The 20,125-nt window shown below is 72.0% G+C and carries 25 protein-coding genes; 7 read left to right on the top strand and 18 right to left on the bottom strand.

Features of this window, described 5'->3' with window-relative positions; translation table 11 throughout:
* Nucleotides 1-172: 172 nt before the first annotated feature.
* The 3 genes from OHU35_RS35160 to OHU35_RS35150 all read right to left on the bottom strand — a co-directional run bounded on the left by OHU35_RS35160 (nt 173) and on the right by OHU35_RS35150 (nt 2,207).
* A complete protein-coding gene (locus OHU35_RS35160) occupies nt 173-844 on the bottom strand; it encodes a hypothetical protein (protein WP_189726205.1) in 672 nt (223 codons plus the stop codon).
* A 142-nt stretch (nt 845-986) separates the two neighbouring features.
* Nucleotides 987-1,781: an RNA polymerase sigma factor SigF gene (locus tag OHU35_RS35155; RefSeq protein WP_405508163.1), complete on the bottom strand. Its 795-nt coding sequence runs from the start codon at nt 1,779-1,781 to the stop codon at nt 987-989.
* Nucleotides 1,782-2,015: 234 nt separating this feature from the next.
* On the bottom strand, nt 2,016-2,207 hold the full coding sequence (locus OHU35_RS35150) for a hypothetical protein (RefSeq protein ID WP_189726207.1): 192 nt from the start codon (nt 2,205-2,207) through the stop codon (nt 2,016-2,018).
* Between the two features lie 158 nt (nt 2,208-2,365).
* Between OHU35_RS35150 and OHU35_RS35145 the strand changes: the two genes are divergently transcribed.
* From OHU35_RS35145 to OHU35_RS35135, 3 genes are all read left to right on the top strand, one after another.
* Entirely contained in the window at nt 2,366-2,770 is a 405-nt protein-coding gene (locus OHU35_RS35145) for a DUF2795 domain-containing protein (RefSeq protein ID WP_189726208.1), read from the top strand.
* A gap of 80 nt (nt 2,771-2,850) precedes the next feature.
* The gene (locus OHU35_RS35140; protein WP_189726209.1) at nt 2,851-3,282 is read left to right on the top strand and encodes a CBS domain-containing protein; all 432 of its coding nucleotides are present in this window, start codon (nt 2,851-2,853) and stop codon (nt 3,280-3,282) included.
* A 100-nt stretch (nt 3,283-3,382) separates the two neighbouring features.
* A complete protein-coding gene (locus OHU35_RS35135) occupies nt 3,383-3,925 on the top strand; it encodes a type 1 glutamine amidotransferase domain-containing protein (protein ID WP_189726210.1) in 543 nt (180 codons plus the stop codon).
* A 44-nt stretch (nt 3,926-3,969) separates the two neighbouring features.
* On the opposite strand, the gene OHU35_RS35130 is transcribed toward OHU35_RS35135, so the two are convergent.
* Nucleotides 3,970-4,257: a DUF6158 family protein gene (locus tag OHU35_RS35130; protein WP_189726211.1), complete on the bottom strand. Its 288-nt coding sequence runs from the start codon at nt 4,255-4,257 to the stop codon at nt 3,970-3,972.
* A gap of 63 nt (nt 4,258-4,320) precedes the next feature.
* Here OHU35_RS35130 and OHU35_RS35125 point away from each other — a divergent pair, with 63 nt between their 5' ends.
* Nucleotides 4,321-5,421 (top strand): Vms1/Ankzf1 family peptidyl-tRNA hydrolase, encoded by a 1,101-nt coding sequence (locus tag OHU35_RS35125; RefSeq protein ID WP_189726212.1) that lies wholly within the window; start codon nt 4,321-4,323, stop codon nt 5,419-5,421.
* Between the two features lie 91 nt (nt 5,422-5,512).
* Here the strand turns inward: OHU35_RS35125 and OHU35_RS35120 are convergent, their stop codons facing one another.
* Nucleotides 5,513-7,132 carry an ABC-F family ATP-binding cassette domain-containing protein gene (locus tag OHU35_RS35120; RefSeq protein WP_189726213.1) on the bottom strand — a complete coding sequence of 540 codons (1,620 nt, stop codon included), beginning with the start codon at nt 7,130-7,132 and terminating at the stop codon, nt 5,513-5,515.
* Between the two features lie 86 nt (nt 7,133-7,218).
* Here OHU35_RS35120 and OHU35_RS35115 point away from each other — a divergent pair, with 86 nt between their 5' ends.
* The 3 genes from OHU35_RS35115 (at nt 7,219) to OHU35_RS35105 (ending at nt 9,856) form a co-directional block, all read left to right on the top strand.
* Nucleotides 7,219-8,715: a bifunctional phosphatase PAP2/diacylglycerol kinase family protein gene (locus tag OHU35_RS35115; protein ID WP_405508159.1), complete on the top strand. Its 1,497-nt coding sequence runs from the start codon at nt 7,219-7,221 to the stop codon at nt 8,713-8,715.
* Between the two features lie 106 nt (nt 8,716-8,821).
* Nucleotides 8,822-9,643 (top strand): class I SAM-dependent methyltransferase, encoded by an 822-nt coding sequence (locus OHU35_RS35110; protein WP_189726323.1) that lies wholly within the window; start codon nt 8,822-8,824, stop codon nt 9,641-9,643.
* 42 nt (nt 9,644-9,685) lie between these two features.
* Nucleotides 9,686-9,856, top strand: coding sequence for a hydrophobic protein (locus OHU35_RS35105; RefSeq protein WP_189726215.1), 171 nt, complete (start codon nt 9,686-9,688; stop codon nt 9,854-9,856).
* Nucleotides 9,857-9,896: 40 nt separating this feature from the next.
* On the opposite strand, the gene OHU35_RS35100 is transcribed toward OHU35_RS35105, so the two are convergent.
* From OHU35_RS35100 to OHU35_RS35040, 13 genes are all read right to left on the bottom strand, one after another.
* Complete coding sequence (locus OHU35_RS35100) at nt 9,897-10,166, bottom strand: gas vesicle protein K (protein ID WP_229873118.1); 270 nt, start codon at nt 10,164-10,166, stop codon at nt 9,897-9,899.
* A 59-nt stretch (nt 10,167-10,225) separates the two neighbouring features.
* A complete protein-coding gene (locus OHU35_RS35095; RefSeq protein WP_184588487.1) occupies nt 10,226-10,414 on the bottom strand; it encodes a gas vesicle protein in 189 nt (62 codons plus the stop codon).
* A 16-nt stretch (nt 10,415-10,430) separates the two neighbouring features.
* Nucleotides 10,431-11,186: a GvpL/GvpF family gas vesicle protein gene (locus OHU35_RS35090; RefSeq protein WP_189726217.1), complete on the bottom strand. Its 756-nt coding sequence runs from the start codon at nt 11,184-11,186 to the stop codon at nt 10,431-10,433.
* The gene (locus OHU35_RS35085) at nt 11,183-11,521 is read right to left on the bottom strand and encodes a gas vesicle protein (protein WP_189726218.1); all 339 of its coding nucleotides are present in this window, start codon (nt 11,519-11,521) and stop codon (nt 11,183-11,185) included. The genes OHU35_RS35090 and OHU35_RS35085 overlap by 4 nt, the downstream gene beginning before the upstream one ends.
* Nucleotides 11,518-12,633, bottom strand: a complete 1,116-nt coding sequence (locus OHU35_RS35080; protein ID WP_405508156.1) for an SRPBCC family protein — start codon at nt 12,631-12,633, stop codon at nt 11,518-11,520. The genes OHU35_RS35085 and OHU35_RS35080 overlap by 4 nt, the downstream gene beginning before the upstream one ends.
* Nucleotides 12,630-13,340 carry a DNA primase gene (locus tag OHU35_RS35075; protein ID WP_189726220.1) on the bottom strand — a complete coding sequence of 237 codons (711 nt, stop codon included), beginning with the start codon at nt 13,338-13,340 and terminating at the stop codon, nt 12,630-12,632. Before OHU35_RS35075 ends, OHU35_RS35080 begins: the two co-directional genes overlap by 4 nt.
* Nucleotides 13,337-13,600, bottom strand: a complete 264-nt coding sequence (locus OHU35_RS35070) for a gas vesicle protein GvpG (protein ID WP_189726221.1) — start codon at nt 13,598-13,600, stop codon at nt 13,337-13,339. Before OHU35_RS35070 ends, OHU35_RS35075 begins: the two co-directional genes overlap by 4 nt.
* Before the next feature lie 4 nt (nt 13,601-13,604).
* On the bottom strand, nt 13,605-14,378 hold the full coding sequence (locus tag OHU35_RS35065) for a GvpL/GvpF family gas vesicle protein (RefSeq protein ID WP_189726222.1): 774 nt from the start codon (nt 14,376-14,378) through the stop codon (nt 13,605-13,607).
* Nucleotides 14,375-14,809 (bottom strand): gas vesicle structural protein GvpA, encoded by a 435-nt coding sequence (locus tag OHU35_RS35060; RefSeq protein ID WP_189726223.1) that lies wholly within the window; start codon nt 14,807-14,809, stop codon nt 14,375-14,377. Before OHU35_RS35060 ends, OHU35_RS35065 begins: the two co-directional genes overlap by 4 nt.
* A 46-nt stretch (nt 14,810-14,855) precedes the next feature.
* Complete coding sequence (locus OHU35_RS35055) at nt 14,856-15,224, bottom strand: gas vesicle protein (RefSeq protein WP_189726224.1); 369 nt, start codon at nt 15,222-15,224, stop codon at nt 14,856-14,858.
* Nucleotides 15,225-15,316: 92 nt separating this feature from the next.
* The gene (ligD, locus tag OHU35_RS35050) at nt 15,317-16,246 is read right to left on the bottom strand and encodes a non-homologous end-joining DNA ligase (protein WP_405508153.1); all 930 of its coding nucleotides are present in this window, start codon (nt 16,244-16,246) and stop codon (nt 15,317-15,319) included.
* A complete protein-coding gene (locus OHU35_RS35045; protein WP_189726226.1) occupies nt 16,243-18,090 on the bottom strand; it encodes a transketolase in 1,848 nt (615 codons plus the stop codon). The genes ligD and OHU35_RS35045 overlap by 4 nt, the downstream gene beginning before the upstream one ends.
* Nucleotides 18,087-19,982, bottom strand: a complete 1,896-nt coding sequence (locus OHU35_RS35040) for an FAD-dependent oxidoreductase (RefSeq protein WP_405508151.1) — start codon at nt 19,980-19,982, stop codon at nt 18,087-18,089. Before OHU35_RS35040 ends, OHU35_RS35045 begins: the two co-directional genes overlap by 4 nt.
* Nucleotides 19,983-20,125: the final 143 nt, after the last annotated feature.

Here is a 20,125-nt window from a genome sequence, read left to right as displayed (position 1 = left end):
TGGTGCCGCCGTGTTCTGGTGATCCGTCCGGTGCGGCTCGTGCCCTCGGCCACTGAGTACCCAGGGTGTTGCCGCCCCATGGGCACCCGCCGGGTTGTGACGGTCACAGCATGAGCGGGCCGGGCCGGGGAAGCGGGGCCCTTCCGCCGCGCCGCGGAAGGGTCCGGGCAGGTCAGCGGCAGGGGTCGCTCTCCCGGTTGCGCAGCCGGTGCGCGGCGGCGCCGAACGCGCCCGCGATCAGCAGCCCGCCCGCGACCAGGGCCGGCACGGAGTCGGTGAAGGCACCGCCGTCACCGGCCCGTACCCCGCGCTGGATCACCGCTCCGCCGCACTCGGTGTCGTGGGGGTGGTGCGATTCAGGGCAGGGCTTGTGGGTGGGCCGGTGAGTGGGCTGGTGAGACGGCTTGTGGTGGCCACCGCCGCCGTGGGCCACCGTGAACGTCGCGCTCCACTCCTTGCCCTCCCCGCCGGGAGCGGCCGGGCAGGTGCCGTCGACGGTCCACGCCGAGTCCTCACCGAGGGCGTCCGGATCGCCCTCGAAGTTCTCGGCGGACGCGATGCGGGCCGTGCCCCGGTAGGCGGGCCCGGACGCCTTGTCGTCGTTGCCGGTGACCCTGCGCAGCGGGACGGTGCCCTCGTCGAAGGCCTGCGAGGTGGCGTCGATGGTGTCGGGCGGCGGCCCACCGGTCGGATCACAGCTGACCGAGACGGTGAGCGTCCCTCCGGGCTCGACGGTGGCGGGACTGACCTCGGCGGCGGGTTCGGCGAAGACGGCGGGTGCGAAGCCCAGCAGCGCGGACCCGGCGAGAACGGCGGCGGAGAGAGCGTGCACGGTGCGGCGCATGGAGGGGACTCCTTCGGGCGACGGCAGAATGTCCCTCTGCCATCACAGCCCGCCCAGCGGACCGCCGCGCGCGTCCGGACCCCATTAGCGGGACAGCACCCTCCAACCGGGTGACGCGGAACGTCCCCCCGCAGGGGCGGCCCTACGCCACATCCCGCATGACCTGCTCCCGCACCTTCCCGCAGCACCGGCTGATCAGCCGGGACACATGCATCTGCGAGATCCCCAGCTCCTCGGCGATCCGGCTCTGCGTCATGTCGGAGAAGAACCGCATGTACAGGATCGCCCGCTCCCGCTCCGGCAGCGCGGCCAGCCGGTCCTTCACCGCCTCCCGGTCCACGACCGTGTCCAGCGCGGGGTCCGGCGACCCGAGCGCGTCGCTCAGGGAGTACCCGTCCTCGCTGCCGGGCAGCTCCGCGTCCAGGGACAGGGCCGTGAAGCTCTCCAGCGCCTCCAGGCCGGTCTTGACGTCCTCCTCGCTCATCTTCGCGTGCTCGGCGATCTCGGCCACGGTGGGCCGGCGGCCGGAGATGGTCTGGGACAGGTCCTGCGAGGCGAACCGGACACGGTTGCGCAGGTCCTGGACCCGGCGGGGTACGTGCAGGGTCCACATGTGGTCACGGAAGTGCCGCTTGATCTCGCCGGTGACGGTGGGCACGGCATAGCTCTCGAAGGCGTTGCCGAGTTCGGGGTCGTACCGGTCCACGGCCTTGACCAGGCCGAGGGCCGCGACCTGGCGCAGATCGTCCAGGTTCTCGCCGCGGCTGCGGAAGCGTCCGGCGAGGCGGTCCGCCATGGGCAGCCAGGCCTCGACGATCTCGTCGCGGAGCGCGTCGCGCTCCGGGCCGGCGGGGAGGGCGGCGAGCCTGCGGAAGGCCTCGGCGGTGTCGGGGGCGTCGTCGTGGGGGTGCTGCTTCGAGCTCGTGTGAGTCGGCATGATGCGTCGCGATTCCCTTGCAGATGCTCTGGTTCGGACCGTCACCGTGGGAGCGCATCCGCTGCGGGACAGGGGCGCCGGTGGCGACGCTTCACGCCGCTCCCACGGGCGTGCCTCCTGTCCGAAGCACTGAGGTGCGCCTGCCCCCGGCCCTCACACACAAACCCGGAGAGGTCTGTCGCGGTCGCGCAGGGTGACCCGACGCGGACCGGGGAGCGATGGTCGAGCAGGGCTTCAGGGCGAGGGGGCGGCAGTTCCGGCCGGAGCGGGAGAGGGAGTGGCGGCCGCGGAGGCGGGGGACACGGGTACGCCGGCCGGTTCGCGCCGGTCGGCGTTCTCCTGCGGCAGCAGCAGCTCCTCGTACCGGCCCAGCACGAGCACCACTCCGAGCATGAGCAGCGGGATGAGCACAGCGAGCATCGCCATGGCGGGTCCTTCCCCAGGGAGGTGTGGGGGATGTGACCCGGGTCTCCCCCAGGCCGTGGCGCAAACCAGGGCGGGTGTGGCGATCCGGTGTGCCGAACCCGTGTCGGCTTCCGGTGTTCGGGTACGCGGTGCGGACCCCCGAAGGTCTGGAGGGAGACATGCAGCGAGGCAGCGACCGGCTGAGCGTCCACCGGGACGACGAGATGAAGCACGAACTGCAGGGTCTGCTCAGGTCCGGGCACCCCACGCGCAGTGAGGAGTGGCACGACCCGGAGCCGGCCGCCGAGGACGACCCCGAGGTCGCGTACGGGCCGGTGACACCGAGCCGTGCGCCGACGTCTCTGGAGTCGGTGCGGCTGGATCTGGCCCGGATCCTGGGCCGCAAGGCGTTCCCCGCGAGCTCGCGTGAGCTGGCCCGCGAGCTGCGCGGCCACCAGGCGCCCGACACCCTCGTCGAGGCTCTGGAGCGGCTGCCGCGGCAGGAGCGCTACGGCAGTGTCCAGGAGCTGGCCCAGGCTCTGGTCCGGGCCCGCGAGACCGGGCCTGAGGAATACGCGCAGTGACCGCGCGGGGGTACCGCGGCGCACCGGCCGGTGCGCCGCGGTACCCCCGCCGACCTGGGAACGGAGAGAGGGCCTCAGTGATGGCCGAGTTGGTGAAGGACGTGATGACTCCGGGTGTGGTCGCCGTGCGCCCGGACGCCTCGCTCGTCGAGGCGGCCCAGTTGATGCGCACGCAGAACATCGGGGACGTGGTGGTCGCCGACGGGCAGGACGTGATCGGAGTGCTCACCGACCGTGACATCGCGGTGCGGGCCGTCGCCGACGGCGCCGATCCGATGACGGTGAGCGCGCAGACCGTGTGCACTCCGGATCCGGTGACGGTGTCGCCGGACGACCAGGTGGCGACCGCGGCCACGCTGATGCGCGAGCACGCGGTGCGCCGGCTGCCGGTGGTGGAGAACGGGCTGCCGGTCGGCATGGTGAGTCTCGGCGACCTGGCCGAGGCCGAGGACCCCGCGTCGGCGCTCGCCGACATCAGCCGCGCCGAGCCGGACGCCCGGGGCGGTGCGTGAGCACGATCACGGGCATCGAGGACGAGAAGAACCGCAGCAACGCGTGGGGCGACGCGGCGCGCCGGAGCACCGCGCGTTCCGGGAAAGGACATTGAGCATCATGCGTATCGCGTTTCTGGTCGCACCCGAGGGCGTCGAGCAGGTCGAGCTGACCGATCCGTGGCAGGCGGCGAAGGACGCCGGCCACGAGCCCGTGCTGGTGTCGACGAAGCAGGGGAAGATCCAGGCGTTCCACCATCTCGACAAGGCGGACACCTTCCCCGTGGACGAGGTCGTGGGCGAGACCGCGCCGGACTCGTTCGGCGCGCTGGTGCTGCCGGGTGGCGTGGCGAATCCGGACTTTCTGCGGATGGACGACAAGGCCGTCGCGTTCGTCCGGGACTTCTTCGAGCAGGGCCGTCCCGTGGCCGCGATCTGTCACGCGCCCTGGACGCTGGTCGAGGCGGACGTCGTACGCGGCCGGGAGCTCACCTCCTGGCCGAGCCTGCGGACCGACATCCGCAACGCGGGCGGCACCTGGGTGGACAAGCAGGTCAAGGTCTGCGACCACGGCGCGGGCAAGCTGGTCACCAGCCGTAAGCCGGACGACCTGAAGGCGTTCTGCGAGACCTTCCTCGACGTGTTCGCCGAGGAGGCCGGCTGATGGCGTCTGCCGCGCTGTCGCCGGTCGTGTGACCTTCGAGGGGCTCAGGTGCCGGGGGTCGTGGGAGTCGCCGACTCCCCGCTCCCCCGCTCCCGGGCCCCTTCACGTGTGCGGCCCGCGGCCACGGGGCGGCGCGGGTTGCGGCGCAGATACTCGCCCTCGAGCTGCGCCATGCGCTCGTTGTGGGCCCGCAGCGCGTCGTTCGACCCGTACAGCAGCGTGTCGTGACGCGTGCGGTGGATGGTCTCCAGCTCCTTCATGAGCTGCTGTTCGTCCAGCCGGTCAGGGTCCACTCCGGTCATGGTGTCGCCCCGCTCGTCGTGTTCGTTCATGCGGTACGGGTACCCGCCCGGTGCAACTGAGCACCACACCCGATCGGCACCCGGGAGGGAGCCATGGATCTCGCCTTTCTGCACCCACTCTACGAACACTCGGGGCCGTGGGCCTCTGTGTACGTCGACACCTCCCGCCACACGGAGGACACGCCTCACGAGCGTCAGCTGACGGCCCAGGCGATGGCCAGGCAGCTGACCGCGCAGGGCGCGGACGAGGCGACCTGCAGGGCCGTGCAGAACGCGATCGAGGATCTGCGACACTCCTCCGAACCCCACGGCCGGGCTCTCTTCGCCCGCGAGGGCGAGGTCGTCCTCGACCCGTCGCTGGCCCGTCCCCCGCAAACCGGCGACTGGGCCGAATGGGCCCCGCTGCCGCGCGTCACACCACTGCTGGAGCTGGCCGGCGAGGACCCGGTGTGCGTGGTGGCCTACGTCGACCGCAAGGGCGCGGACTTCGAGCTGCGCAGCGCACTGAGCCGGGAGGGCGCCGGGGGCGTCACCGGGCGCCAGTGGCCGGTGCACCGGACGGGCTCCGCGGACTGGTCCGAGCGGCATTTCCAGCTGCGGGTGGAGAACACCTGGGAGCACAACGCCGCGGAGATCGCCGACGCGCTCGCCGTGTGCCAGGAGGAGACGCAGGCCGACCTGCTGATTCTCGTCGGCGACGACCGGGAGCGGCGGTCCGTGCACGACCGGCTGCCGAAGCGGCTGCACGACCTGGTCGTGGAGGCGCCGCACGGCAGCGGCAGCCGGCTCCTCGACGAGGACGTGGAACGGGCCCGCGCCGAGCATGTGGCGTGGCAGGCCGAGGCGGAGCTGGAGCGGTTCCGGGCCGGCCGGAACCCGGACGACGAGGGCCGGGCCCGGGCCGTGGAGGGTGTGCCCGCGCTGATCGAGGCGGCGCGCGAGCACCGGATCGACGAGCTGCTGATCAGGCCGAACGGGCCGGACGCACATCGCGAGGTGTGGATCGGCGAGGATCCGGACCAGGTGGCTGTGCGGCGCACGGATCTGAAGATCCTCGGCGAGCAGCACTCGTGGCCGGCCCGGGTGGATGACGCGTTGATCCGGTCGGCGGTGGCCACGGACGCGCGTGCGCTGGCGGTTGCGGAGGAGGAGGCGCCGGTGGGTGGACTCGGGGCGTTGCTGCGCTGGAAGTGAGCGGAGCCGTTGTGCGCCCAGCCGCCATCGGGGTGCTTGCCGCAGTGCGCGTGCGGGTGCGTTGTGGCTGGTCGCGCGGTTCCCCGCGCCCCTAGCGGGCGCGTTCCACTCTGCGTTCGTCCCACACCGGGTCCGGGGTCTCCCGGACCCGGCCGTCGCTGCCGAAGACCAGGTAGCGGTCGAAGGAGCGGGCGAACCAGCGGTCGTGGGTGACCGCGAGGACCGTGCCCTCGAACGCCTCCAGGCCCTCCTGGAGCGCCTCGGCGGACTCCAGGTCGAGGTTGTCGGTCGGCTCGTCGAGCAGCAGCGCCGTCACGCCCTGGAGCTCCAGCAGGAGAATCTGGAACCGGGCCTGCTGACCGCCGGACAGCCGGTCGAACGTCTGCTCGGCCTGGTTCGTCAGTTCGTAGCGGCGCAGCCGGGACATCGCGGCGCCGCGGTCCTGCGCGTGCTCCTTCCACAGGATGTCCAGGAGCGTGCGGCCCTCCAGCTCCGGGTGGGCGTGCGTCTGCGCGAAGTGGCCGGGCACGACGCGGGCGCCCAGCTTCCAGCGCCCCGTGTGCGCCACGTCGCCACCGGCGAGCAGCCGCAGGAAGTGGGACTTGCCGGAGCCGTTGGAGCCGAGGACGGCGACGCGTTCGCCGTAGAAGACCTCCAGGTCGAAGGGCTTCATCAGGTTGGTGAGCTCCAGGTGCTCGCAGGTGACCGAGCGGACACCGGTGCGGCCGCCCTTGAGGCGCATTTTGATGTCCTGCTCGCGCGGCGGCTCCGGGGGCGGGCCCGCCTCCTCGAACTTGCGGAGCCTGGTCTGGGCCGCGCGGTAGCGGGAGGACAGGTCGGCGCTGTTCTCCGCTGCTTGACGGAGTGTCAGTACCAGCTTCTTCAGCTGGGCGTGTTTCTCGTCCCAGCGCCTGCGCAACTCCTCGAAGCGGGCGAAGCGTTCGCGGCGGGCGTCGTGGAACGTGGTGAAGCTGCCGCCGTGCACCCAGGCATCGGCACCCGCGGGGCTCGTTTCCAGGGCGACGATGCGGTGTGCGGCGCGGGCGAGGAGTTCGCGGTCGTGCGAGACGAACAGCACGGTCTTGCGGGTCTCGGCGAGCCGCTCCTCCAGCCAGCGTTTGCCGGGTACGTCCAGGTAGTTGTCGGGCTCGTCGAGCAGCAGCACCTCGTCGGTGCCGCGCAGCAGTGCCTCCAGCACGAGCCGCTTCTGCTCGCCGCCGGAGAGGGTGCGGACGAGACGCCACTGGGCCCTGTCGTAAGGGATGCCCAGGGCCGCGGTGGTGCACATGTCCCACAGCGTCTCGGCCTCGTAGCCGCGCGCCTCGGCCCAGTCGGCGAGGGCCTGGGCGTATGTGAGCTGGGCGGCCTCGTCGTCGACGGTCATGATGGCGTGCTCGGCGGCGTCGACGGCGCGGGCCGCCTCGCGGATCCGGGGAGTCGCGACGGAGACGAGCAGGTCCCGTACGGTCGTCTCGTCCCGTACGGATCCGACGAACTGCCGCATCACACCGAGGCCGCCGCCGACGGTGACGGACCCGCCGTGCGGCTTCAGCTCACCGGCGAGCATACGAAGCAGGGTGGTCTTCCCCGCGCCGTTGGGCCCCACCAGGGCCACGACGGCCCCCTCCCCCACCCGGAACGACACATCACCCAGCAGCGCCCTTCCGTCAGGCAGGTAGTACTCCAGGTGCGCGGCTTCGAGGTGACCCATGGGCAGGGATTCTCCGGGGCCGGGGCTTCCCGGGCAAACGGATTTGGCATCGGTGTGCCCACCCCCCTCCGGGTACCCGCAGCCCCATGACAACCCCCGACCTGGACCTCACCACGACGAAGCCCGGGCACCACCCCCTGCGCGACCGCGTCCTCGCCCTGGACCGCCGTCTCTTCGAGGCCGCCGCCGGCCGGCACTGGCCCGGAGCCGACCCCGTCCTGCCCCGGCTCGGCCGGGGCGCGAACCACGGCGCCCTGTGGTTCGCGGCGGCCGCCGCCCTCGCGGCGAGCCGCACGCCCCGGGCCCGCCGCGCGGCGACCCGTGGTCTGGCCTCGCTGGGCCTCGCCTCCCTCGCCGTCAACACCCTCGGCAAGCGCTCGGTGCGCCGCCCCCGCCCGGCGCTGGACCCGGTCCCGCTGATCAGGCAGCTGAAGCGGCAGCCGATCACCACGTCGTTCCCCTCCGGGCACGCCGCGTCGGCCGCCGCCTTCGCGGCCGGTGTCGCCCTGGAGTCCCCGGTGTGGGGCGCGGTCGTCGCCCCGGTGGCCGCCTCGGTCGCCCTGTCCCGTGTCTGCACCGGCGTCCATTTCCCGAACGACGTCCTGGCCGGCGCGGCGCTGGGCGTGGGGGCCGCGTTCGCCGTGCGGGGCCTGGTGCCGACACGGTCGCAGGTCACCCCGCCGGCCCGCCCCCGTGCCGAGGTCCCCGCGCTGCTGGAGGGCGAGGGGCTCGTGCTTGTGGCGAACACCGCCGCGGGAACCGCCGAGCGGGCCCGCGCCCTGCGCGACGAACTCCCGCGGGCCGAGATCGTCGAGTGCGAACCGCAGGACGTGGCAGCCGAGTTGGAGAAGGCGGCCGGCCGCGCCCGGGCCCTCGGTGTGTGCGGCGGCGACGGCACCGTGAACACCGCCGCCCGCGTCGCCCTGAGGCACCGGCTGCCCCTCGCCGTGCTGCCCGGCGGCACCCTCAACCACTTCGCCTACGACCTGGGCGTGGAGGACGCACGCGACCTGGCCCGCGCGCTGCGCCAGGGCGATGCCGTACGCGTGGACGTCGGCCGGTTCAGCTGCGGCGACGAGCACGGCGTCTTCCTCAACACCTGCAGTGTCGGCGTCTATCCGGAGCTCGTGCGCGAGCGGGAGCGCTGGTCGCACCGGATCGGCGGCTGGCCGGCGGGCGTGCTCGCGGCCCGGCGCGTGCTGCGGACCGGCCGGCATCCGCTGGAGGCCGAGTTCCAGGGCCGTACGCGTCCGCTGTGGCTGCTGTTCGCCGGGAACGGCACCTATCACCGCGTGGGGCTCGCGCCGGGGCGCCGGCTGGACCTCGCGGACGGACAACTCGACGTCCGGGTCGTGCACGGTGGGCGCCGGCCCGCCGCACGACTGCTGGCCGCCGCCCTCGCGGGACCACTGACCCGTTCGCCCGTCCACGCGGCCGTCCAGGTGGGGCGGCTGCGCCTGGACCACGTGGCCCCCGGCACGCTGCTCGCCCACGACGGCGAGGTCATCGACGTCGAGGGGAGCGTGACCCTGGAGAAGCTGCCCGAGGCGCTGACCGTGTACCGGCCCATCACCGGATACTGACTGACGCTCCGTCAGTCCATATAGCAGGATGCGGGTCTCATCATTCGGCCCCGGTGCGTACGGTGATCCCATGCCGACCGGAAGAACGGAAGGGGTGGGATCCGCCATGCCGGAACCACGGGAGACCGCCGTCTACACGCACGGGCACCACGAGTCGGTGCTCCGCTCGCACACCTGGCGGACCGCCGCCAACTCGGCCGCCTATCTGCTGCCCTCGCTCAAGCCCCACATGAGGATCCTGGACATCGGCTGCGGCCCCGGCACCATCACCGCCGACCTGGCGGAGCTGGTGCCGGGCGGACGGGTCACCGGTGTCGACCGGGTGCCGGAGATCCTGGAGCAGGCGCGCACCACGGCGGCCGGGCGGGGACTGGCCAACGTCGACTTCGCCGTTGCCGACGTGCACGCCCTGGACTATCCGGACGACACCTTCTGCGTGGTCCACGCCCATCAGGTGCTCCAGCACGTGGGGGATCCGGTACGGGCCCTGCGGGAGATGAAGCGGGTCGTCAGGCCCGGCGGCATCGTCGCCGTGCGGGACGCGGACTACGCGGCGATGACCTGGTATCCGGCGTCCGCGGGGCTCGACGACTGGCTGGACCTCTACCGCCGGGTCGCCCGGGCCAACGGCGGTGAGCCGGACGCCGGGCGCCGGCTCAAGGCCTGGGCGCTGCGAGCCGGGCTCACGGACGTCACGGCGAGCTCCGGGACGTGGACCTTCGCCACGCCTCAGGAGCGGGCCTGGTGGAGCGGACTATGGGCCGACCGCACCCTTGCCTCGACGTACGCGGACCGGGCCCGGCTGGGCGGGCACGCCGGCGAGGAGGAGCTGCGGGCCGCGGCCGGGGCGTGGCGCGCGTGGGGTGAGCAGGAGGACGGCTGGTTCAGCGTGCTGCACGGAGAAATTCTCTGCCGAAAGGAAGCCTGAATCGCCATTTCGGGGACACCCTGAATGCAGGAGGTTCACATTATGGTTCCCATTCTGCTGGTGCTGCTTCTGGCTTTGGTTCTGTTCGGTGCCGGATTTGCAGTAAAGGTACTCTGGTGGATCGCGTTGGCGGTTCTCGTGCTGTGGCTGCTGGGATTCCTCGTGCGGGGCACGTCGGCATCCGGGAGCCGGGGCCGGTGGTACAGGTGGTGAATTAGCCGCTGATTCAACCCCCCGTCCCGGGGAAGCTGATTCAGCCCCCGTCCCGGGGAAGCAGCGGTCCGAGCGGCCCGAGGTCCAGATTGAGGTCCTCGGGCCGCAGTCCGTAGCGATCGCGCAGTTCCGCCATCCGCTCCTCGAGCAGCATCAGCGTGAGCCCGACCCGCTCCTCCTGCTCCTCGGTCAGATCCCCCACGTCGAACCTGCGCACCGCCTGGCGCTCCATGAGCTGGCGCAGCAGTTCCACCACCGTCAGCACGAGTTTGACCAGGTCACGCTCTACGGTGTCGGGCTCCAGGTCCATCCGGTTGCGCTGCGGACGAGGGTTGGGCCGGGGCTGGGGCCGGGGGCTGTCGGCTGACGTCACAGCAACTCCTCGAACGGTGAGGACACCTGGGCGTTCACCGAGCTGATGAGCGCGTTGAGGTCGATGCGGACCAGGTCGACGTCGGCGATGCGCAGCGTGATGTCCCCCGTGATCACGACGCCGCCGGCGAGCAGCCGGTCGAGCAGGTCCACGAGGGCGACCTCACGGCGTTCCACTACGGTCACGGCTTCTCTCCGTCGGTCATAGGGCCTCCCCGGCGAACGAATAGGCCGCCCAGGGGCCGGTGAGTTCGATGCGCAGTCCGGGCACATCGCCCTTCGTGCGGTCCACCAGTTCCACGAATTCCTCGGAATTGGCGCGCGGCACCAGATATGCGGCATTCATTACGTTGCGCCCGGTCGCCTTGGAAAGCGCGGGATTCTGCGGGGGGTGCAGCCGGGAATCCTCCGCGAATGCGGAGAGATTTTCGTGCAGTCGGTTCGAGAAATGTTCGGCCTTCTGCCACATCTCCTCGTGCGACCTGGTCTGCATGCGCCGTTGCCGCAGATAGTCCCGGCCCGACGTGGCTTTCTGCGCGGGCCGGGGACTTTCCTGCTGTTCGGACTCGGCATAGACCTTCACGCCCCACTCGACCCGGCCCTCCAGCCGGTCGAGGGTGCTCTGGAAGTCCCCTTCGCGGGCCTCCATCATCGTCCGAACGCCGCTGTCGTCCCGGAACACGGTGCCGAGCCGCAGCGGCAGCGGGGTCGTGACGGTGGTGAGCGCGTCGATCACGCCCTGGTGGGCGCGGGCGGTCTCGGTGAGCCAGTCCAGGTCCTCCAGATGGGCGTGGAGCGGTTCCTCGGCGAAGTCCCGCTCCGGCACATGACTCACCACGGCGACGAGACCGTGGTGGGTCAGCGCGCGGGGCGGATCGCCCGCCACCCCCGACAGCTGGGACTGGAGCGGCGTACCGAAGGGGCGGCAGACGGCGTAGACGTACCGCAGTCCGGTCACTGGGCCTCCTTCTTCTCCGCGCGGCCCGGCTCCAGCTCCTCCAGCCGGGCCAGCCTCTCGCGCAACTCGGCGTTCTCACGGGTCAGTTCATCACGGCGGGCCCGAGAGCTCAGGTTCGGGTCGCTCTCCCACCAGTCGATGCCCATCTCCTTGGCCTTGTCGACGGAGGCGACGATGAGCCGGAGCTTGATCGTGAGGAGTTCGATGTCGAGCAGGTTGATGCGGATGTCGCCCGCGATGACGATGCCCTTGTCCAGCACCCGTTCCAGGATGTCGGCCAGGTTGGCACTGCTCCCCTGGCCGTAGGGTTCGGGCATCCTGCTGGGCGTTGTCATCGACGGCTCCCGCTGTCGGCGTACTCGTCCTCGTCCTCTTCTTCGTACTCCTCCTCAGGCTCCTCTTCGGCTTCCTCCTCGGGCTCTTCCTCGCCTTCGGCCTCCTCGTCGTACTCGGCCTCGGCGTCGTCCTCGTACTCGCCCTCGGGTTCTTCCTCTTCTTCCTCTTCCTCTTCCTCGTACTCGTCGTCCGGCTCCTCGCCCTCGGGGCGCTCCTCCTCGGACTCCTCCTCGGCGAGCGCGTCCTCGTGGCTGAGGACGACCTCGCCGTCGCGGATCTCGCCGCGCCAGCCGTCCTCCGCCTCGCCCTTGATCGTGATGAAGCGGACGAAGTTCTTCAGGTCGAGCCGGGCACGGCGGCCCTGGGCGCGCCAGATGTTGCCGGTCTTCTCGAAGAAGCCGGCGGGGTGGTACTCGATGACCAGCAGGACGCGCGTCAGGTTGTCGGTGAGCCGGTGGAAGGAGACGACGCCCTTCGTGGTGCCCTTGGCGCCCTCGGAGGTCCACGCGATGCGGTCGTCGGGGACCTGCTCGGTCGTGGTCGCCTTCCAGCTGCGGTTGGACCACCAGACCTTCAACTGCCAGTCGGAGGTGGTGTCGTCGGCCTTGCTCGCGGCCTTGACACCCTTCGCGAAGGTGCTGAAGTCCTGGTACTGGGTCCACTGGTCGTACGCCGTGCGCAGCGGTACGCCGACATCGATGTGCTCGATGATGACGGTGGGCTTGTTGCCGGAACGGCCCTTGCCCTTACCTTTGCCCTTGCCTCCGCCAGCCAGGCCCTTCACGGCCCCGGTGACCTTGTCCTTGATACGTGAGCCGCCGGTCTCCAGTGCGGCGCGCAGCGGGCCCTTGCCCTCGGCGATCTTGCGGCCGCCGTCGAGCGCGAGCTTCGCGAAGCCGGGGCTGTTGCCCTCGGCGATGTCGTTCAGCTTGCCGGTGGTCTCGCCGAGCTTGCGGCCCACACCGGTCAGCATGCGCGTGGCCTGAGCGGTGAGGTACTCCTGCAGTTCGGCCTTCAGCCGGTCGGCGGCCTCGCTGTGGGCCAGGTCTGTGAGCGGGTTGTTCGTCGCTCCGTTGGCGGCGGACTTCGCCGAGCCGAGAGTGTCACTCATCCCTCACCGCCTCCCTTCGGCAGCCGGGACCGGGCGCCGCCGCCCCGGCGCCCGGAGGTCGCCTTCTTGGCGGGCGTGGTCTTCTTCGCCGCCGCCTTGCGGCCCGCAGTCTTCTTCGCGGGAGCCTTCTTGGCGGGGGCCTTCTTGGCGGGAGCCTTCTTCGCCGCCTTCTTCGCCGGCGCCTTCTTGGCGGGGGCCTTCTTGGCGGGAGCCTTCTTCGCCTGAGGCTCCTCGTCCTCTTCCTCGCCCTCCTCCTCGTCGGCACCGGAGCCCTCGGGCTCCTCGTCCTCGTCGAGTCCGGAGTCCTCGGGTTCCTCGGGCTCCTCGTCCTCGTACTCGGCGTCCTCGTACTCGGCGTCCTCGGCGTCGTCGTCCTGACCGCCGGGCACCACGCCCGTCAGCTGGTCGCGCACCTGGGCGGTCCGGCCGTGCAGCCGGTCGGCGAGGGCGTCGATCTGCCGCTCGACCATGGCACCCGAGGCGGCCTTGCCGACACCCCGCAGATCCTCACGCAGCTGGTCGCCGATCTCCTTGAACTGCGGGTTGTTCCGCAGTTGCTCCTGGAGCAGCTCCGCGACCATGCGCGGGCTCAGGTTCAGCTTCTTCCCGGCGACCAGGCCGCCGACGGCCACCGCCATCTTCAGCTTCTTGGTCCGTCCCAGGAGATATCCGGCCCCTATGGCGAGACCCAGTCCCACTCGGTTCATGGTGTCGTCCCGTTGCCCGTTCCCGCGCTCCCGCGCGAAGCGATCTCCAACCGGTCGAGAAGGTCGTCCTCAAGGCGGTCGAATTCCTCCTCCGTGATCTCCCCGGCCTCCATCTGCTCCTCAAGGCGAGCCAGTTCAGCCCGGATCGTGGCGGGGTCGTAGTAGATCCGCTCGGCCTCCTGTACCACCTGTCTGATGGCCCAGGCACTGCCGCGTACCGGTGCGAACGGCAGCAGCAGCACCTCCGAGATCAGGCCCATGTCGTCACCCCACTCCGGTGTCCGTACCGCTCGCCACGGTGCCCGCCGGCTCGGTCGGGCCGGGCTCGACGAAGCTGTACGGCGGCAGCGGTCCGTTGATCCGCACCTCCAGGTGCGGCAGGTCCTTGCGCGCCTGTTCCACGGCCGCGAGGAAGTCCTCCGCCGTCTCCCGGTCGACCAGGAACGACACGTTGGCCAGCCAGCCGGTGGACTCGGGGCCCACGCTCACGGAGTCGGCGGCACGCTCCAGGAGGGCCTGCAGTGCGGCGGCGTCGTCGGCCTCCTTGGCCTTGACCGCGGCCGCGACCAGCTCGCCGAGCCGGATTTTGTCGTCGTAACTGCCGCCGCCGGACTCCCGGTTGGCCTCCGCGAGACCGCGGATGTCCGGGCTCTCGGCCATCACCTGGTGCAGTACGGCCTCTTCCACGTGATTGGCCTTGATGTTGTACTCGACCCGGCCGTCCAGAGCCCGCAGTCGCTCCTTGTAGTGCTCGGCACGCTCGGCGAGCACCCCGGTGACGGACTTGTCGTCCGGGGCGACACTGCCGAACCGCATGGGAAGCACGCAGCCGCCCGCGCCCGCTTCACTGAGTACGTTCTGGTGGGCGAGCAGTTCCCTGCGCTTGGGCCGCAGATCTTCGGGCGCGTCGCTGACGACGGCCGCCAGCTCGCCCTCCTTCAGGACGCGCAGCGGGCGGGGCGGGTCGCCGACGCCGCCCATGCCCTCGGGGAGCGCCGGGTGCGAGCTCGCCGCGATTCCGTAGACGTAGATGCTCACTCCTGCCCCTCCTTCCGGCGGGCGGACGTGCTCTTGCGAGCCCGCGGACGTGACTCGGTCGCACGCTCGGAGCCTTCGGACCGGGCCTCCTTGAAGGCGTCGGAGATGGTCTCGGCGGCACCGGACAGCGCCCCCTTGGACTTGCCGCGCGCTCCGGACTCGGTGATCTCCCCGACCAGGTCGGGCAGGCCCGGGTCCTTGCGCGGCCCGGCCTCCAGGTCGAGCCGGTTGCACGCCTCGGCGAAGCGCAGATAGGTGTCGACGCTGGCGACGACGACGCGTACGTCGATCTTGAGGATCTCGATGCCGACCAGGGAGACTCGCACGAATGCGTCAATGACGAGCCCCCTGTCCAGGACAAGTTCAAGTACGTCGTAGAGACCGCTGCTACCGCCTCCGCCGCCGGACTGTTGTGCCGGTACGACTGTCATGCCGGATGTCCCTCCTTGTCGTTGGGTGTGGGTCCGGTCGGGCGGCCTAGCGGCCGCCGGGCCTGCGCGCGTCGGACCTGCCGCGTTCGTAGCGGCGCACGCGCCGGTAACCGGTGAGCTGCCCCTGGGAGTCCAGGTCGACCTGGTAGCTCGCCATCAGGCTCATCGTGTCGGGCACGCGCTCGAGTTCGAGGACCTCGACCTCCAGCGCCCAGCCCTCCTCCGTCTGCTCGAAGGACGACACGGACTCGGCGTCCATGCCGGTGAGTTCCGCGAGCTGGCCGCGCGCCTGGCGCAGCACTTCCATGGGGCTCGGCCGGTCTCCGGCCGCGCTGTCAGTCGATTTGCGCGAATTCTGTGAGTTCTGGGATTTCTGTGAATCCTGTGACTCTTGCGTGTTTCTTGTGTTCGACATGGCCACCTCCCCCTCCGTGTGGCCGCAAGAGTGTTCGCCAAACCTCTGCGGTCCCATGCATCTGCCATCCGCCCCGGGGAGGCGCGGGTTGTTCAGGCGCGCAGGGCGTCGAGCCGGCGCCGGGCCGGTCCCAGCGCCCGGCCGCGGCTCAGCAGCCCGGACCAGGGGTTGGTGCGGGCCTGCTCGACGGCGTCGGCGATGGTCCACCAGCGGGCGTGCAGCTCCGGGTCGTCGAGCTGGTCCCAGGTGATGGGGGTCGCCACGGGCGCGCCCGGCCGGGGCCGGACCGTGAAGGGCGCGACGGCGGTCTGGGCGTAGGCGTTGCGCTGCACGTCGAGGTAGAGCCGCTCGCCGCGGTCCTTCTTGCGGGCGGCGGTGGTGAGCCGGTCGGGGTGGGCGTCGGCGAGGGTGTCGGCGACGTCCCGGGCGAAGGAACGCACCTCGTCGAAGTCGTGCCGGCCGTTCAGCGGCACGATCGCGTGCAGTCCGCGCGAGCCGGTGGTCATCAGCGCCGAGGGCAGCTCCAGCTCGTCGAGGAGTTCCCCGAGCAGCCGGGCGGCCTCGCGTACGGCCTCGAAGTCGTCGCCGGCGGGGTCGAGGTCGAAGACCAACCGGTCGGGGTGGTCGACGCTGTCGGCACGGGACAGCCAGCGATGCAGGGCGATGCTCGCCTGGTCGGCCAGGTAGAGGAGGGTGGCGGTGTCGTCACAGACGGTGTGGCGGACGGTGCCGCCCTCCTTGGCCACCTCGACGCGGGTGATCCACTCCGGGTAGCCGTCCGGGGTGTTCTTCTGCATGAACCTCGGGCCGCCGAGCCCGTCCGGATGCCGCTCCAGCATCAGCGGACGGCCGCGCAGGTGCGGCAGCATGAAGGGCGCGACGGCCCGGTGGTAGTCCACCAGGTCGCCCTTGGTGTACTCCTTGGCGTCCCCGCCACCGGGGAAGAGCACCTTGTCCGGCCGGTGGACCTCCACGGTGCGACGGCCGGCCCGCACCCTGCGCGTGCCGTCGCCGCCGCTCACGGCACGACCGCCTCCTCCACCAGCAGCCGCCCGGCCGCCGCGATCGACTCGGCGTCGATGCCCGCGGCGTGCAGCGCCTCGGCCGGGGAGGCCGAGCCGGGCATCGACCGTACGCCGAGCCGCACCAGGCGCGGGACGGGCCGCCCGTCGGTGAAGGCGTCGAGGACCGCGTCCCCGATGCCGCCCTCCGGGTGGTGGTCCTCGACGGTCACCAGGCAGCCGGTCTCCTCGGCGGCCCGGCGCAGGGTGGCCCGGTCGACGGGCTTCACGGAGTACAGGTCGATCACCCGCGCCTGGATGCCCTCCCGCTCCAGGGCGTCGGCGGCGGCCAGTGCCTCGTGCACGGTGACGCCCGCCGCGACGAGGGTCAGCCGGTCGTGCTCGGAGGAGCGCAGCACCTTGCTCCCGCCGACCGGGAACTCCTCGTCGGGGCCGTAGAGCACCGCGCTCTCGCCGCGCGAGGTGCGCAGGTAGCGGACGCCCTCGAGACCGGCCATCGCGCCGACGAGCCGGGCGGTCTGGTTGGCGTCGCACGGGTACAGCACGGTCGAGCCGTGCACCGCCCGCATCATCGCCAGGTCCTCCAGGCCCATCTGGCTGGGCCCGTCCTGGCCGATGGCGACCCCGGCGTGCGAGCCGACGAGGTTGATGCCGGAGCCGCTGACGGACGCCATCCTGATGAAGTCGTGGGCCCGGGTCAGGAAGGCCGCGAACGTGGCGGCGTACGGCATCCAGCCGCGTGCGGCGAGCCCGACCGCCGAGGCGACCATCTGCTGCTCGGCGATGTAGCACTCGAAGTAGCGGTCGGGGTGCTCCTTGGCGAAGAACTCGGCGCGGGTGGAGTCGCCGACCTCGCCGTCCAGGGCGACGATGTCGCCGCGGCCGGTGCCGAGCGCGGCGAGTGCCTCGCCGAAGGCGTTGCGGGTGGCGACCTCCTCGCCCTTGTCCCACCTGGGGAGTTCGTAGTCCCCGGTGTGGACGGCGTGCAGCATGCGGGCGGCCGGCGGTTCCTGCACCTGAACGCGGATGTCCCGCGGACCGCCGAGTTCGGCGATCGCCTCCTCGGCCTCCGGCAGCGGCTTGCCGTGCAGGCCCTCGCGGTCCTGGACGCCCTCGACGCCCTTGCCCTTGAGGGTGCGGGCGAGGATCGCGGTGGGCTGGCCCTTGGTGGAGGCGGCCTCACCGTAGGCACGGTCGACGGCGTCCACGTCGTGCCCGTCGACCTCGATGGTGTGCCAGTCGAAGGCCTGGAAGCGGCGGGCGTAGGCGTCCAGGTCGTGGCCGTGCCGGGTCGGGCCGCGCTGGCCGAGCCGGTTGACGTCGACGATCACGGTGAGGTTGTCCAGGTGCTCGTACCCGGCGTGCTCGGCGGCCTCCCACACGGATCCCTCGGCCAGCTCGCTGTCGCCGCACAGCACCCAGGTGCGGTAGCCGGTGCGGTCCAGCCGCTTGCCGGCCAGCGCGATGCCGACACCGACCGGCAGGCCCTGCCCGAGCGAGCCGGTGGCCGTCTCGACCCAGGGCAGGCGCTGCGGTGTGGGGTGCCCTTCGAGGCGGCTGCCCAGCTTGCGGAAGGTGAGCAGTTCCTCGTCGTCGATGGCGCCGGCCGCCTTGTACGCGGAGTACAGCAGCGGCGAGGCGTGTCCCTTGGACAGGACGAAGCGGTCGTTGCCGGGGTGGGCGGGGCGGTCGAAGTCGTAGCGGAAGTGGTGTGCGAGCAGGACGGCCAGCAGGTCGGCCGCGGACATCGAGGACGTCGGGTGCCCGGAGCCCGCGGCGGCGGCAGCGCGGACACTGTCCACGCGCAGCTGCTGGCCGAGTTCGGTGAGTTCACCGGTGTTCATGAGTCTCCTTTCGCGGAGTGGTCCGGTGCGTCGGAACGCTTGACGGGGCCGGGGGCGATATCGGGGCCCGGGGGTGGTTGATCGTCAGGGGGCTCTGGAGCGGGCACGGGCTGGCTCTTGGCGGGCTCGCCGCCCGGCTGGCTCTTGGCGGGTTCACCGCCGGGCTGGTTCCGCGCGGGTTCACCGCCGGGCTGGTTCCGCGCGGGTTCGCCACCCGGCTGCCCTTCGGCAGGCTCACCACCCCGCCGCCCCTCGGCAGGCTCACCACCCGGCCGCCCCTCGGCAGGCTCGCCGCCGGGCCGGCTCCTGGCCCGGGTACCGCCGAGCGGTCCCTTGGCGGGCTTGTCGGCGGGCCAGGTCCTGGCCGGCCCGCCACCCGGCCGGCCCTTGGCGAGCTCCGTTTCCGAGCGGCGCTCCGCGGCCCCGGATCCGGACAGTTTCACCCCGGATCCGGGCTGCCCCTTCGCGGGCTCGTCTCCGGCCCGGCCCTTCCCGGGACCGGCGCCGGTCCCCCCGTCGTAGGTGTCGGCCCGGACCGCGGCGCCCGGCCCCGAGCGGGCGCTCGCCTCGTGCCGCCTCCCGGGCCCGCCCGGGACCCGGGCCACCTCCGGAGACGACGTGTCCAGGGGCACGGACCAGGACCGTACGAGCCCCAACTGCACGGCCTGGCGCGGCAGTACGGCGTCCAGCAGCCAGTCGGCGGCGACCCGGACCCGGTTGCCGGGCATGGCGGCGAGGTGATAGCCACGCGTCACCGCACCCGCCGGTACCCCGGACAGCGCCACGCCGAGCGGATTGGCCGCCGCCTTCGCACCGCCCAGGTCGACGACGAAGCCCAGGTCGCGATGGCGGTAGGGCTTGCGCTCCCCGCCGAGGCCGAGCGACGCGGCGACGTTCTCGGCCGCGACCTTGCCGTGCCGCCAGGCGTGCTGCGCGGTCATCGGCGTATAGCTGCCCGGCTTCTCCAGATCGGGCACCGCGGCCGCGTCACCGCACGCGAACAGCTCCGGCCGCCCCGGCACCTGGAGGTGCGGGTCGACGAGCAGCCGCCCCTCCTCCAACGGCAGCCCGAGGGACTCGACCAGCGGATCGGGCCGTACGCCCACGCACCACACCAGCGTCCGGGTCTCGACGAACTCGCCGTCGCTCAGTACGACCCCGTCGGGCAGGGCCTCCTTCACGGAGGTCCCCATCCGCACGTCCACGCCCCGCTGCCGCAGCACACGGTCGGCCGTCGCGGAGAGCTTGTCGTCCATCTCGGGCAGCACCCGCGGCGCCACGTCCAGCAGGATCCAGCGCGGTCGCATGCCCTGCCGCAGCGGGTGCTTGCGGACCTGCGCGTCGGTGAACATCTGCCCGTGCGCGGCGACCTCGGTGCCGGTGTAGCCGGCGCCGACCACGACGAAGGTGCAGCGCGCGGCGCACGACTCGGGGTCCTCGGCGGCGGCCGCCAGCTCCACCTGCCGGGTCACGTGGTCGCGCAGGTACAGCGCCTCGGGCAGCCCGCGGAAGCCGTGCGCGTGCTCGGCGACGCCCGGGACGGGCAGCAGCTTGTTGACGCTGCCGGCGGCGATCACCAGCCGGTCGTAGGCGAGCGTGCCGCCTTCGCCCTCGGGGCCGGTGTAGTGCAGGGTGCGTTCGTCGAGGTCGATCCGGTCGGCCTCGCCGAGCACCAGCCGTACGTGCGGCAGGGTGCCCGAGAGGGAGACCGTGACCCGGCGCGGCTCCAGGATGCCGGCGGCCACCTGGGGCAGCAGCGGCAGATACAGGAAGTAGTCGGTGGGGTTCAGCAGGGTGATGTGGGCCCGGCCCCGGGTCCGCCGGGCCAGGGTGCGCGCGGCACGGTAACCGGCGAAGCCGGCACCGACGATCACGATGCGGGGTCGACTCACGGTTCACCTCCGGCGCTGTCGCGTACCTCGGGAGCCTTCCGCGTCCCCCTGGCCAGGGCACCCAAACGTCCGCCCGGCCCGCACCCCGCCGGTTTCCGCCCCGGCGCCCGGGTACCCGGGGCGGGATACGGACCGCCCACGTC

The organism is Streptomyces purpurascens (genome assembly GCF_045040895.1).
GTDB lineage: Bacteria > Actinomycetota > Actinomycetes > Streptomycetales > Streptomycetaceae > Streptomyces > Streptomyces purpurascens.
The sequence above is the reverse complement of the archived record's forward strand: the minus strand, read 5'-3'. Positions and strand labels throughout refer to the sequence as shown.

Bases quoted from the DNA above. Each gene is read 5' to 3' on its own strand.
- OHU35_RS35115 (WP_405508159.1), top strand. From the start codon at position 7,219: ATGACAACCCCCGACCTGGACCTCACCACGACGAAGCCCGGGCACCAC.
- OHU35_RS35105 (WP_189726215.1), top strand. From the start codon at position 9,686: ATGGTTCCCATTCTGCTGGTGCTGCTTCTGGCTTTGGTTCTGTTCGGT.
- OHU35_RS35155 (WP_405508163.1), bottom strand. From the start codon at position 1,781: ATGCCGACTCACACGAGCTCGAAGCAGCACCCCCACGACGACGCCCCC.
- OHU35_RS35130 (WP_189726211.1), bottom strand. From the start codon at position 4,257: ATGAACGAACACGACGAGCGGGGCGACACCATGACCGGAGTGGACCCT.
- OHU35_RS35160 (WP_189726205.1), bottom strand. From the start codon at position 844: ATGCGCCGCACCGTGCACGCTCTCTCCGCCGCCGTTCTCGCCGGGTCC.
- OHU35_RS35085 (WP_189726218.1), bottom strand. From the start codon at position 11,521: ATGACAACGCCCAGCAGGATGCCCGAACCCTACGGCCAGGGGAGCAGT.
- OHU35_RS35140 (WP_189726209.1), top strand. From the start codon at position 2,851: ATGGCCGAGTTGGTGAAGGACGTGATGACTCCGGGTGTGGTCGCCGTG.
- OHU35_RS35060 (WP_189726223.1), bottom strand. From the start codon at position 14,809: ATGACAGTCGTACCGGCACAACAGTCCGGCGGCGGAGGCGGTAGCAGC.
- OHU35_RS35075 (WP_189726220.1), bottom strand. From the start codon at position 13,340: ATGAACCGAGTGGGACTGGGTCTCGCCATAGGGGCCGGATATCTCCTG.
- OHU35_RS35120 (WP_189726213.1), bottom strand. From the start codon at position 7,132: ATGGGTCACCTCGAAGCCGCGCACCTGGAGTACTACCTGCCTGACGGA.
- OHU35_RS35125 (WP_189726212.1), top strand. From the start codon at position 4,321: ATGGATCTCGCCTTTCTGCACCCACTCTACGAACACTCGGGGCCGTGG.
- OHU35_RS35055 (WP_189726224.1), bottom strand. From the start codon at position 15,224: ATGTCGAACACAAGAAACACGCAAGAGTCACAGGATTCACAGAAATCC.
- OHU35_RS35080 (WP_405508156.1), bottom strand. From the start codon at position 12,633: ATGAGTGACACTCTCGGCTCGGCGAAGTCCGCCGCCAACGGAGCGACG.
- OHU35_RS35150 (WP_189726207.1), bottom strand. From the start codon at position 2,207: ATGGCGATGCTCGCTGTGCTCATCCCGCTGCTCATGCTCGGAGTGGTG.
- OHU35_RS35100 (WP_229873118.1), bottom strand. From the start codon at position 10,166: ATGGACCTGGAGCCCGACACCGTAGAGCGTGACCTGGTCAAACTCGTG.
- OHU35_RS35110 (WP_189726323.1), top strand. From the start codon at position 8,822: ATGCCGGAACCACGGGAGACCGCCGTCTACACGCACGGGCACCACGAG.
- OHU35_RS35045 (WP_189726226.1), bottom strand. From the start codon at position 18,090: ATGAACACCGGTGAACTCACCGAACTCGGCCAGCAGCTGCGCGTGGAC.
- OHU35_RS35135 (WP_189726210.1), top strand. From the start codon at position 3,383: ATGCGTATCGCGTTTCTGGTCGCACCCGAGGGCGTCGAGCAGGTCGAG.
- OHU35_RS35145 (WP_189726208.1), top strand. From the start codon at position 2,366: ATGCAGCGAGGCAGCGACCGGCTGAGCGTCCACCGGGACGACGAGATG.
- OHU35_RS35070 (WP_189726221.1), bottom strand. From the start codon at position 13,600: ATGGGCCTGATCTCGGAGGTGCTGCTGCTGCCGTTCGCACCGGTACGC.